Annotated in this window: 10 protein-coding genes; 3 read left to right on the top strand and 7 right to left on the bottom strand. The window is 71.8% G+C overall.

The window, feature by feature from the left end:
- Positions 1–587: 587 nt before the first annotated feature.
- Entirely contained in the window at positions 588–1,268 is a 681-nt protein-coding gene (locus AB0C15_RS28160; RefSeq protein ID WP_357356901.1) for a DUF2752 domain-containing protein, read from the bottom strand.
- Positions 1,269–1,272: 4 nt separating this feature from the next.
- Positions 1,273–2,502, bottom strand: a complete 1,230-nt coding sequence (locus AB0C15_RS28155) for a crosslink repair DNA glycosylase YcaQ family protein (protein WP_357356899.1) — start codon at positions 2,500–2,502, stop codon at positions 1,273–1,275.
- 79 nt (positions 2,503–2,581) lie between these two features.
- Here AB0C15_RS28155 and AB0C15_RS28150 point away from each other — a divergent pair, with 79 nt between their 5' ends.
- Positions 2,582–3,133, top strand: a complete 552-nt coding sequence (locus AB0C15_RS28150) for a GNAT family N-acetyltransferase (RefSeq protein WP_357356897.1) — start codon at positions 2,582–2,584, stop codon at positions 3,131–3,133.
- On the opposite strand, the gene AB0C15_RS28145 is transcribed toward AB0C15_RS28150, so the two are convergent.
- A complete protein-coding gene (locus tag AB0C15_RS28145) occupies positions 3,032–4,306 on the bottom strand; it encodes a glycosyltransferase family 87 protein (protein WP_357356895.1) in 1,275 nt (424 codons plus the stop codon). The two genes, AB0C15_RS28150 and AB0C15_RS28145, sit on opposite strands and share 102 nt — an antisense overlap.
- A 35-nt stretch (positions 4,307–4,341) precedes the next feature.
- Here AB0C15_RS28145 and AB0C15_RS28140 point away from each other — a divergent pair, with 35 nt between their 5' ends.
- Entirely contained in the window at positions 4,342–4,935 is a 594-nt protein-coding gene (locus AB0C15_RS28140) for a GNAT family N-acetyltransferase (RefSeq protein WP_357356893.1), read from the top strand.
- 10 nt (positions 4,936–4,945) lie between these two features.
- Here the strand turns inward: AB0C15_RS28140 and AB0C15_RS28135 are convergent, their stop codons facing one another.
- The 4 genes from AB0C15_RS28135 to AB0C15_RS28120 all read right to left on the bottom strand — a co-directional run bounded on the left by AB0C15_RS28135 (position 4,946) and on the right by AB0C15_RS28120 (position 9,279).
- Positions 4,946–5,830: a carbohydrate ABC transporter permease gene (locus tag AB0C15_RS28135; protein WP_357356891.1), complete on the bottom strand. Its 885-nt coding sequence runs from the start codon at positions 5,828–5,830 to the stop codon at positions 4,946–4,948.
- A gap of 1 nt (position 5,831) precedes the next feature.
- Positions 5,832–6,953, bottom strand: coding sequence for a sugar ABC transporter permease (locus AB0C15_RS28130; RefSeq protein ID WP_357356889.1), 1,122 nt, complete (start codon positions 6,951–6,953; stop codon positions 5,832–5,834).
- A gap of 72 nt (positions 6,954–7,025) precedes the next feature.
- Positions 7,026–8,276 (bottom strand): extracellular solute-binding protein, encoded by a 1,251-nt coding sequence (locus AB0C15_RS28125; RefSeq protein WP_357356887.1) that lies wholly within the window; start codon positions 8,274–8,276, stop codon positions 7,026–7,028.
- 25 nt (positions 8,277–8,301) lie between these two features.
- Positions 8,302–9,279 (bottom strand): LacI family DNA-binding transcriptional regulator, encoded by a 978-nt coding sequence (locus AB0C15_RS28120; RefSeq protein WP_357356885.1) that lies wholly within the window; start codon positions 9,277–9,279, stop codon positions 8,302–8,304.
- Positions 9,280–9,436: 157 nt separating this feature from the next.
- Here AB0C15_RS28120 and AB0C15_RS28115 point away from each other — a divergent pair, with 157 nt between their 5' ends.
- Entirely contained in the window at positions 9,437–11,569 is a 2,133-nt protein-coding gene (locus tag AB0C15_RS28115; protein WP_357356883.1) for a glycogen debranching N-terminal domain-containing protein, read from the top strand.
- Positions 11,570–11,781 lie beyond the last annotated feature (212 nt).

Below are 11,781 nucleotides of genomic sequence, written 5' to 3'. Positions count from 1 at the left end.
CTCAACGCACGGCCACGCCAAACCCTCGACTGGCAGAATCCAGCCGAGGTACTCCACAAACACCTGGTTGCAACCGCCGCTTGAAACCGCCCGCGCCCGACACCACTACATCCAGGATCGAGCACGATCTTGTGGCGCGGAGCTTCGGCTGCGGTGCGCTGAGGGCGCGGGCATAGGGCCGTTCGCTGGATGATCGCCTCGGCTTCCTGAAAGTCGGGGTGTCCGGAGCAGGATGATGGCCCGATTTCCTGAAAGCCGAGTCGATCGTGGGGTCGCGGGCGGCGACGGATGTTCGGCTGCCACGGCTGAGCCCTCTGCACGCCCATCGCGACCCGATCCACCCGAGCTGGGTGCGACTCATCGGCAGCGGTCGGCGGGGGTCCACGTGCTGCCGCAAACGGTTCAGCTCGAAAGGACCCGACCGTCGCATGCCCGCCGAGCGCCGCCTATGCGGGCGGCGGTGGGTGGCAGTCCGTCGGACGACGGCACATCAGGCGACGGCGGGTCAGACAGCAGCGGGGGGTCGGGCGGAAGCCGTCGGACGACGGCACGTCCGGCGACGGTGGCGCGCGTCGGACGGCGGTGGGTCAGACGTACAGGGAGGTGAACGGCGCCCAGGGCAGGTTGCGAAGCACCGAGAAGGCCAGCCACGCGGCCAGGAACCCGCCGATGACCTTCGAGCTGATCCGCAGCTCGGGCAGTCGCCACCCGAACGCCTGGCTTCCCGCCCAGGCCACGAAGAGGTACGCGAGGAACGGCAGCGCGAAGACGAACACGAAGTGGTGCCTGGCGGCAGCCGGCAGGTCGCCGTGCAGCACGTACCAGAGGGCGCGGGTGCCACCACAACCCGGGCAGTCCAGCCCGGTGGTCAGCTTGAGCAGACAGGTGGGCGCGGCGTCCGGGTCGGCGTGGGTCGGGTTGCTGAGCAGCGCATAGCTCATGCCCACGGCGACGCAGCCCAGCGCGGCCAGCGGCACCGCCCAGCGCGGGGAACGTTCGTAGAGCCGCAGCACGAACCGGGTGAGCCGGTCCGGCTCAGGTGCTGCGTAACCAGCAGGCGGGGTCGTCGGCCACCCGGCCGGGCCTGAGTCGCTGGGACCGGTACCACCGGCACCGAACCCACCGGGGACCGCACCACCGGGGACCGCGCCACCGGGAGGGACCGTGCCGACGGCACTCGGGGCGTCGGGGCCGTTGCCGGCCGATGCGGTGTGGACCGCGTCGGGGGCGGGCTGCGGCTTGTCGACCGGTCCGGGAACGCTCGTCACGCGCTCACGGTACACCGGACACACCAGCCAACGCGGCGGCGAGCGGACCGGCCAGGTCGCCGGCGGCGGGTGGTGCCACCGCGTCCAGGCCGAGCCAGCCGGCGAGTCGGTACAGCTCGGCGGCGAGTGCCACGGCGGTCTCCCCCGGGTCGACGCCGGGTTCGACCCAGGCGGCCGGCACCAGCAGCACCCCGGCCTTGCGGTCGGCCTTCAGGTCGACCCGGGCGGTGAAGCGGTCACCCTGCAGGAACGGCAGCACGTAGTAGCCGTAGACCCGCTGTGGTGCCGGGACGTAGATCTCGATCCGGTAGGTGAAGTCGAAGAGCCGCTCGGTGCGGGCCCGTTCCCAGATCAGCGGATCGAAGGGGCTGACCAGGGTGTTGCCCCGTACCCAGCGGGGCAGCCGGGCGGAGGCGTGCAGCCACGCCGGCTGCCGCCAGCCCGCCACGGTGACCGGGAGCAGTTCGCCGGCCTCGGCCAGCTCCGCGACGGCCTGCCGGGCGCCGGCCAGCGGCAGCCGGAAGTAGTCGCGTAGCTCCGGCTCGGCGGCCACCCCGAGTGACCGCGCGGCGAGGGCCACGAGCGTGCGGTACGCCTCGGCATCGGTGGGGGTGGGTGCGGCCAGCACCGCCGCGGGCAGCACTCGCTCGGGCAGGTCGTAGCGGCGGGCGAAGGAGGTGCTGCGGTCGGCGGCGGTCACCTCGCCGGCCCAGAACAGGAACTCCAGCGCCCGTTTGACCGCCGACCAGTTCCACCCCCAGTTGCCGGTCTCGCGGGGTGCGTCGTGCTCGATCTCGGCAGCGGTCAGCGGCCCCCGGGCGGCCACCTCGTCGCGGACCCAGGCGACCAGTTCGGGCTGCTCCTGGGCGATCCGCCGCATGCCGCCCCACGATTCGCTGTGCGCGCGGGCCATCCGCCAGCGCAGCATGGGGTGCAGCTCGACGGGGACCAGCGACGCCTCGTGGCCCCAGTATTCGAACAGCTCGCGCGGGCGTCGGTAGGCGGCCTGGTCGAGCAGGGTGGTCGGGTAGGGCCCGAGTCGGCTGTAGAGCGGCAGGTAGTGCGCGCGTCGCAGCACGTTGACCGAGTCCATCTGGATCAGCCCGACCCGGCCCAACACCCGGCGCAGGTGCCGACGGGTGGGCAGGCCGGTCGGCGCCGGGTCGGCGAAGCCCTGGGCGGCGAGGGCCACCCGCCGGGCCTGGGCCAGCGAGAGTGCTTCCGGTGCGGTCATCGTCGGCGACCTTAATTCATCGGTACGACGCCGGTGCGGGAAGCTGGACGTGACGACCAACGGGGCATAGAACGGTGCAATGCTGACCATCCGTCGGGAGGAGCCGGACGACGCCGAGGCGGTCGCCCGGGTGCACGTGCACGGCTGGCAGGCCGGCTACGCGGGCTTCATGCCGGACGAGGTGCTCGGGCGGCTCAACGTGGCGGCCTGGGCGCAGCGTCGTCGCGACGTCGGCACCGCCGATCCGGAGCACCCGTTCGCCACCCTGCTCGCTGAGGTGGACGGGGTGGTCGTCGGCTTCACCACCTTCGGGCCGTACCGCCGCAACCAGGACCGGGACGACCTGGACCCGACGGTCGGGGAGGTGGTGGCGCTCTACGTGGAGCCGGCCTGCTGGGGCGACGGCACGGCCGCAGCGTTGCTGGACGCCGCCCGGGGCGGGCTCACCGAGCGCGGCTGGGCCGGGTACCGGGCGTGGGTGTTGGCGGACAACCGGCGGGCTCGCCGGTTCTGCGAGCGCGTCGGCCTGTCACCTGACGGTGAGCGGTCGACCTACCAGGTGCCGTTGGCCGGCGGGGTCCCGCCGGTCGGGCTGGTCGAGCTGCGGTACGCCGGACGCCTCGAGCGCTGACCCGTCCAGCGCAAGCCAGCGGCGGATCGGCAGGAGGGCCAGCAGCGCCAGACTGATCCACACGTAGGCGTTGCCGCCCAGGAAACCGTCGACGCCGGTGAAGTCCTTCTCCCAGAACCAGACGGTCCGGCTGATCAGCAGCGCGTACCCGATGGTCGCGGCGACGAGCAGGACGCGCCGTCGGCGGCCGGCCGGCGCGGCCATCGCGTTGTCGACGAGCAGGATCAACGCGGGCAGCAGCCAGACCAGGTGGTGCACCCAGGTGACCGGGCTGACCAGGCACATCACGGCGCCGGTGAGCGCCAGGCCGGTCGCCTCGTCGCCGGCCGCGACGGCCGCCCGGGACCGCCAGGCCCAGAGCGCCACGGTACCCAGGACCAGCACCAGCCACAGCAGGGTGCTGGGGTGCTGGGGGTCGAGGCGGGCGACCACCCCGCGCAGCGACTGGTTGGAGACGAAGGCCAGCTCGCCCACCCGCCCGGTGTTCCACAGCGCCTCGGTCCAGAACTCCCGGGACGCATTGGGGAAGAGCGCGGCGGCGAGCAGCGTCACCCCGGCGGCCGTGCCGCTCGCGGTGAGCGCCGCCCGCCAGCGGCCGGTCACCAGCAGGTAGACGATGAACACCCCGGGGGTCAGTTTGATCGCGGTGGCGAGGCCGATGCCCACCCCGGCCCACCTGTTGCCGGCCGGCAGCAGCCGCAGCAGGTCCACCGCCACCAGGAAGAGCAGCAGCGTGTTGACCTGGCCGAAGTTGACGGTCTCCCGCATCGGCTCGAACGCGGCGGCCAGGCAGAGCGCCACGGCGAGGGCGAACCAGCGGGTCCAGCCGGCGCGGCGGGCGATCGGGTCGACGAGCCACCAGATCAGCACCGTGGTGGTGACCACGCTGGCGAGGACGCTCACCACGATCGCGGCAGTCCACGGCAGGTACGCCATCGGCAGCATGACCAGGGCGGCGAACGGCGGGTAGGTGAAGCCGTACTGGGTGTTCGGCTTGAGGTAGTCGTAGATCTCCCCGCCGTCGTGCACCCACCACGTCAACGCGCCGTAGTAGACCTTCAGGTCGAAGAAGCCGTGCCGCACGGCCGCGACGGCGAGGAACCCGGTGACCGCCGCGGCGAGCACCACCACCCCGGCGACCTGCGCGGTCGTCCTGTTGGCACCCTGCGCCACCGTCGTCTCCCCCGCCCTGCGTAGGCTTCCGTCCCATGGCTCTCGGCTACGTTCGCCCGGCGCGTCCCGAGGACGCCGGCGAGATCGCACGCATCCAGCTCGCGACCTGGCGGGTCGCGTACCGCCGGATCCTGCCTCGGCATGTGCTCGACAACCTGGACGAGGCGTTCCTCGCCCGGCGGTGGAGCGCCGCGGTGGCGGAGCCGCCCTCCGGCGCGCACCGGGTGCTTGTCGCCGTCGAACAGGCCGAGCAATCGTATCTGGTGGGGTTCGCCGCCTCCGGCCCGGCCGACGGCGAGGCTCTGGCGCCGGGTGAGCCGGCCGACGCGCTCGGCCCGGACGTGGCCGCGGTGACCGACCTGCTCGTCGAGCCGCGCTGGGGTCGGCGCGGGCACGGCAGTCGGCTGCTCGCCGCCGCCGTCGACCTGTGGCGGGAGGACGGCATGAGTCGGGCGCTGGCCTGGGCGTTCGATGGTGACGAGGCGACCCGCAAGTTCCTCACCAGCACCGGCTGGGAGCCCGACGGCGCGGCCCGGGCGCTCGACGTCGACGACATGCTGGTGCCTCAGGTGCGCCTACACGTGGCGGTGCCGACCGAGCCACTCGCCGAGGACCGCCCCGGCGAGTGACCCGGCCGGGTCAGCCCTTGTCGGAGCCGTCGTTGGCGTCGCGGACGAAGTACCGCTGGAACACCACGAAGATGATCGCCACCGGGATGGTGGCCAGCAGCGCGGCGCCGAGCTTGAGCGGGTACTGGGTGCCCTTGCCGAGCGAGCCGCTGACCAGGTCGGCCAGGCCACGCGGCAGGGTGAACAGGTCCGGGTCCTGCACGGACACCAGGCTGTGCGGGAACTCGTTCCAGGAGCCCTGGAACGACAGGATGGTCAGGGTGATCAGTGCCGGTTTCGCCATCGGCAGCACCACCGACCAGAAGGTGCGGAAGATGCTCGCCCCGTCGATCCGGGCGGCCTCCTCGACACTCACCGGGATCGACTCGAAGAACTGCTTCATGATGAACACGCCTGCCGCGTCGGCGAGCAACGGCACCACCAGGCCGGCGTAGCTGTTGTAGATGCCAAGCTGGTTGAGCACCAGGAACTTCGGGATCAGCAGCACCACCCCGGGTACCGCCATCACCGCGATGACTGCCGCGAACAGCCCGCTCCGGCCACGGAACCGCAGCCGGGCGAGCGCGTACCCGGCGAGCGAGTCGAAGAACACCCGGCCGAGGGTGACGAGCACCGTCACCAGCAGCGAGTTGCCCAGCCACAGCGGGAAGTTGGTGCCGGCGAAGATCCGTTCGAAGCCGGCGAACGTGAGCGGGTCCGGGAACGGTGACAGTGGGTTCGCCGCCGCGTCGGGCTCGGTCTTGAGCGCGTTGCCGATCTGGATGACGAACGGGTAGAGGAACACCAGCCCGAAGAAGACGAGTGTGGCGTACCCCAGGAAACGGGTGGCCAGGGTGCGGGCCGCGCGGTGGTCGCGCCGCGCGGGCGCTGCCGGGCGGTCGGTGAGCGCGGCCATCTCAGGACCTCTCCGGTACGCGCCGACGCCGCCAGCCGCGTCGCGGCCGGTCGGTGTCCCGCTCGGCAAGCGCCCGGCGCTGGACGAGGGTGAGCACGATGATGATCAGGAACAGGACGAAGGAGATCGCCGCGCCGGAGCCGTAGTCGAAGTCCCGGAAGGCGGTCCGGTACGACAGGTACGCCGGGGTGAGGGTGGTCTTGGCCGGGTCGCCCTGGCTCATCACGTACACCTGGTCGAAGACCTGCCAGGAGCCGATCATGCCGAGGGTGAGCACCAGGAAGGTGGTGGGTCTGAGCATCGGCAGGGTGACGTACCGGAACCGCTGCCACCGGGAGGCGCCGTCGAGGGTGCTCGCTTCTTCCAGGGTGACCGGCACGTTCTGCAGCCCGGCCAGGAACATCAGCATGAAGGTGCCGGAAGTGGTCCAGATGACGAGCGTGATGATCGACATCATCGCCACGCTCGGGCCGGCCAACCAGTCCCACCAGGTCAGCCCGAACGGGCCGCCGTCGGTGAGCGCCGCCGGCGGCGAGTCCACGCCGACCGCGCCGAACAACAGGTGCAGCACGCCCCGGGAGTCGGCGAACCACTCCGGCCCGTCGATGCCGATGAAGCTGAGCAGCGCGTTCACCGCGCCGGAGTTGGCGAAGAGGAACAGGAACACCACGCTTATCGCGACCGAGCTGGTGACCGAGGGGAAGTAGAAGGCGCTACGGAAGAAGCTCTTGCCCTTGAGCATCCGGTTGTTGACGACAAGCGCCAGTCCGAGCGCCAGCACGGTCTGCGCCGGCACCACGATCGCCACGTAGTAGATGTTGTTGCGGATGCTCGTCATGAAGTCGCGGCGAGCCAGCCCGTCCTCGGTGAACAACTGCGTGTAGTTGTGCGCGCCGACGAACGGAACGTCGCCGGTGAAGGGACTGCCCTGGCCGTTCCAGTCGGTCAGGCTGACCCAGAGCGCCATCAGGATCGGCAGCAGCAGGAACAGCCCCAGAATGACGATCACCGGCGCGACGAAGAGCCAGCCGGCGAGGTTCTCGTTGCTGCGGATGCCGCCCCTGCGTCGGCGGGGCTCGGCCCCGCCCGTGCTCGCCACGGCGGTCAGTGTCTCGGTTGCCATCTTCCCTCCCTTCTTTCCCCCGGCCGACGTGCGGTGGGGGCCCCAGTCATCGCCGGGGCCCCCACCGTCACCTCAGCTACCGCCGAGCGCCGCTGTGGCGTTCTTGTCGAAGTTCTGCAGGATCGTCTTCGGGTCGCCGTTGGCGAGCCCCTGAAGACCTGTGTCGAGGTCCTTGAGGACGCTGTCCATCTTCGGGGCGTTCACCGGGCCCTGGGCGTACGCGGCGCCGTCGATGAACGGCTTGTCGGCCGGGAAGGCGGCGGTGTACTGCTCGCCCGCCGACTGGCGGGACGGCATGACACCGAACGCCTTGGCGAAGGTCATCTGCTGCTCGCCACTCGTCATCGCCTCGACGAACTTGATCGCCTGGTCCTTGTACTTGCTCTTGGCGGCGATACCCCAGCACTGGGTGAAGGAGAGGGTGCCCTGACCCTTGGGGCCGGCCGGCAACGCCACGACCTTGTACTTCACGTTCGGGAAGTCGTTCTGCAGGGCACCCTTGATCCAGTTGCCCTCGATGGTCATCACGGCCTTGCCCTTGCCGAACGCCTCACCGGACCAGCCCGCGTCGAGCTGCTTCGGGTACTTGGCCAGCCCGGTGCTGAGCATCGTCTTGACGTACTGGAGGGCGGCCAGGTTCTCCGGGGTGTCGGCGGTGGCCTGCTTGCCGTCCTCGCTGGTCAGCCAGCCGCCGTTCTGCACCATGAAGGCGCCGATCCGGTCCCGGGTGTCGCCGAGGGCGAGCGCGACCTGCCCCTTCGCCTTGATCTTCTGGGCGACAGTGGTGAGCTGGTCCCAGGTCGTCGGCACGTCGGCGTCGGTCAGCCCGGCCTTGGCCCAGAGGTCGGTGTTGATCTGCAGGGCCAGGGTGGAGAAGTCCTTGGGCGCGCAGTAGAGCTTGCCGTCGTAGGTGAAGGCGGTGCGCAGGCTCTCGTAGAAGTCACCAGAGTTGTTGACCTTGTCGCCGTACGGTTCGAGGGCGCCGACGCTCGCGTAGTTGGCGAACTGGGCCGCGTCCACGTAGAAGACGTCCGGCGGGGTGCCACCGGCCAGGGCCTGACCGAGCTGCTGGGTGAGGTCCTGCGCCGGGGTGACCGTCGCGGTGTTGCCGGAACTACCGGCCCACTTCGCGGCGGCGTCCTGCACCGCCTTGGTCTCGGCCTCGCCGGAGGAGCCGATCAGGATCTGCAGGCTGGCCGGCCCGCTGGACTGGGCGGTGTCGCCGGACGAGTCGTCGAAGCCGCTGCCGCAGGCGGCGGAGCCGAGGAGGGCGACGGCGGCGAGGCCGGCCACCGCTGCCCGGGTGATTGTTCGGGGTGCCATGGTTTCTCCTGGTGAGGGGGTGGGACTACGCGGTGTGCCGCAGCGCCAGCGAGGGCTGGAGCAGCACGGGGTCGGGGGTCTCGTGGTCGCCGTCGAGGACCCCGGTGAGCAGGTCCACGCAGCGGGCGGCGGCGTCGCCGAGCGGTTGGCTGACGCTTGTCAGCCCGACCGCGGCGGCCACCGGTGTGTCGTCGAAGCCGATCACCGACACGTTCTGGTCGGTGCCGCGGATCGCCTGGAGGGCGCCGAGGGCGAGGGAGTCGCTGGCGCAGACCACAGCGGTCGGTGCCACGGCGTCGAGCAGGTCGCGCATCAGACGTTCGCCCTCGGCGATGCCGTCCTCGGTCTCCCGGTGCAGCCCGGACGGGTCGACGTCGGCCGCCCGTAGCGACTCGCGCCAGCCGGCCCGCCGGTCGTCACCGACGCCGGAGCCGTCCGGCCAGCCGATGAAGGCGATCCGCCGGTGGCCGGTGTCGAGCAGGCGTCGGGTGGCCTGGGCGGTGCCGGCCGCGCCGTCCACGTCCACCCAGGGGTGCGCGTCGAGCGCGTCCCACGGGCGGCCGAAGGTCACGAACGGTACGTCCCGGTCGGCGAGCCATTCGGTACGCGGGTCGCCGTACTTGGTGCCCACCAGCACGAACGCGTCCAACTCGTAGGTGCCGAGGAGGTCACCGTAGGTGGCGATCTCCCGGGCGTCGTCGGTGGCGGTGTAGAGCAGCACCCGGTAGCCGGCGGCGTCGGCAGTCTCGGTGAGGCCGTGCAGGAAGCGGTCGAGCACGGAGCCATTGATGCCGTCACGGGTCGGGTCGATGCGCGCGGCGATGAGGCGGGACCGGCCGGTCCGCATCTGTCGGGCGGCCTGGTTGGCCCGGTAGCCGAGCGCGTCGATCGCGTCCTGGACCCGCTGACGGGTCTCCTGCCGCACGATGTGCGGGCTGTTGAGGACGTTGGACACCGTCTGCCGGCTGACTCGGGCGTGCCGGGCCACCGTCGCAATGGTCACCTTTTCGGCCACTTAATCCCTCTCGCCGTCTTGAACGATCCAATTTGGATAAGGCAGGATTGGATCGTTCAAGTTTCTGGAATGTTTCGCACTTTGCACCGCCAGGGGCGCGTTGTCAAGATGACCGCCCCGCACCCCGAGGATCTGGAGCCACACCGTGATCGAACGCCAGCTGCAACCCCTCCTGCACGAGTTGGTAGGGGTGGTCTTCGCCCCGACCAGCGCGCTTGGGGACGCGACCGGGCAGATCCGCCCGACCGGCGTCCAGGGCGTCTTCCACGCCGACGCCCGGGTGCTCTCCCGCGCCGAGTTGCGGGTCGACGACCGGGAACTCGAAGGGCTGACCCGCGGCGACGACGGCCCACACGGTGCACGCTTCGTCGGCCTGGCCCGCTGGCTCGGCGACCCCACCCCCGACCCGACCGTCCGCGTCGACCGTCTGCGCCGGGCCTCCCGCAACGGACTCACCGAAGAGCTGCGCATCGTCTCCACCGCCACGGTCGGCGTCCGGGCCACCGTCACCATCGACCTCGGCTGCGACCTGGCACCAATCGAGACCGTCAAGTCCGGGGGTGCCGCCACCGCGCTCGAGGCCAAGACCGGCCAGCCGGGCATGCTCACCTGGTCGGGAGCGGGAACCACAGTCACCGTCACCGCGTCCGACGCGGACGTGCTGGCCGACGCCGAGCGTGCCACCGCACCACGGCTGGCCTGGTCGGTCGACCTGCCTCCCGGCGGCGAGACCGTGTTGCGCTGGCAGTTGACAGTCGAGGACCCGCACGCCGTCGTCGTCAGCCCGGCCAGCGAGCCGGAGTGGTCCCGACCCCGGGTGAGCGCCGACGACCGACGCCTCGTCCGGCTGCTGGACCGCAGCCTCGACGACCTGCGTGGCCTCCGACTGGCCGAGACCGGCGCACCTGAAGACGTGTTCCTCGCCGCCGGGGTGCCCTGGTTCCTCACCCTGTTCGGCCGGGACAGCCTCTGGGCCGCCCGGATGATGCTGCCGCTCGGCACCGACCTGGCCGCCGGCACCCTGCGCGTCCTCGCCCGCCGGCAGGGCACCAGGGTCGACCCGGCGACCGGCGAAGCCCCCGGCAAGATCCTGCACGAGCTGCGCCGGCACGAGTTCTCGGTGCCCGGCAACGGCCTGCGCCTGCCGCCGGCGTACTACGGCACCGTCGACGCCACCATGCTCTGGGTCAACCTGCTGCACGACGCCTGGCGCTGGGGCCTGCCCGCCGAGCAGATCGAGCCGCTGCTGCCACACCTGGAGGCGGCCCTGCGCTGGCTCGGCGAGCACGCCGACCCGGACGGCGACGGCCTCGTCGAGTACGTCGACACCACCGGGCACGGGCTGTCCAACCAGGGCTGGAAGGACTCCGGCGACGCCGTCCGGTTCCGCGACGGCACCCTGGCCACCGCACCGATCGTGCTGTCCGAAGTGCAGGGGTACGCACACGAGGCCGCCGTGAACGGCGCCGCCCTGCTGGACGCCTTCGGCCGACCGGACGCCGACCGCTGGCGCGAGCACGCCGCCGCGCTCGTCCGCCGGTTCCGCACCAGCTTCTGGGTCGACGGCCGCCACGGCCCGCAGCCCGCGCTCGCCCTCGACCGCGACAAGCGCCCGGTCGACTCGCTGACCAGCAACATCGGCCACCTGCTCGGCACCGGCCTGCTCGACCGGGACGAGGAAGCCCAGGTCGCGCACCTGCTCACCACCGACACCATGGCAGCCGGATTCGGGCTACGCACCATGTCCAGCGACGACGCCGGCTTCAGCCCACTGTCGTACCACTGTGGCTCCATCTGGACCCACGACACCGCGATCGTGCTCGGCGGGCTGGCCCGCGCCGGACACCGCGAAGCGGCGCTCGGGCTGGCCGACGGGCTGCTCAGCGCGGCCGAGGCATTCGACTACCGGCTGCCCGAGCTGTACGGCGGGGACGACAGGTCCCTGCTGGGCCGCCCGGTGCCGTACCCGGCTTCGTGCCGACCGCAGGCGTGGGCCGCGGCGGGCGCGGTGCTGCTGCTCCAGGCCGCCACAGGCCTCTACCCGGATGTGCCGGGCGGCACGGTTCGACTGGCACCCCTGGCGGGAGCGGGCTTCGGCGCCGTAGCTGTCGACGGCCTCCGCGTGGCCAACACCCCGGTGAACGTCACGGTCAACCGCAGCGGCGAAGCCACGGTCACCGGCCTCCCCAGCACGCTGACCCCCACCCAGCCAACCCCTACCGAGCTGACCCCGACCCTCCCCGCCCAACGCCGCCAGAAAACCCCTCACCGCCACTAACCGAACCCCGGGCCCTTGCCTCGCTCGCAACCGGGCCCGCCCTCGCCCCGCCCCGGTCCCCCGACCCCGCCGTCCCCCCGCTAGCTCCTAGTCCCCCGCCCCTCGACCCCGCGGTCCCCCGCTGGCCCGCCCCCGCCCGGCCCTAGTCGCGTCCCCGCCCCATCCCCCGCCCTCGCCCTCGCCCCCGCCCTCGCCCCGTCGATCACCCCGCC

Origin of the sequence: Micromonospora sp. NPDC048835 (assembly GCF_040649995.1) — a bacterium.
Lineage (GTDB): Bacteria > Actinomycetota > Actinomycetes > Mycobacteriales > Micromonosporaceae > Micromonospora.
This window is presented reverse-complemented; position numbering and strand designations above follow the sequence as displayed.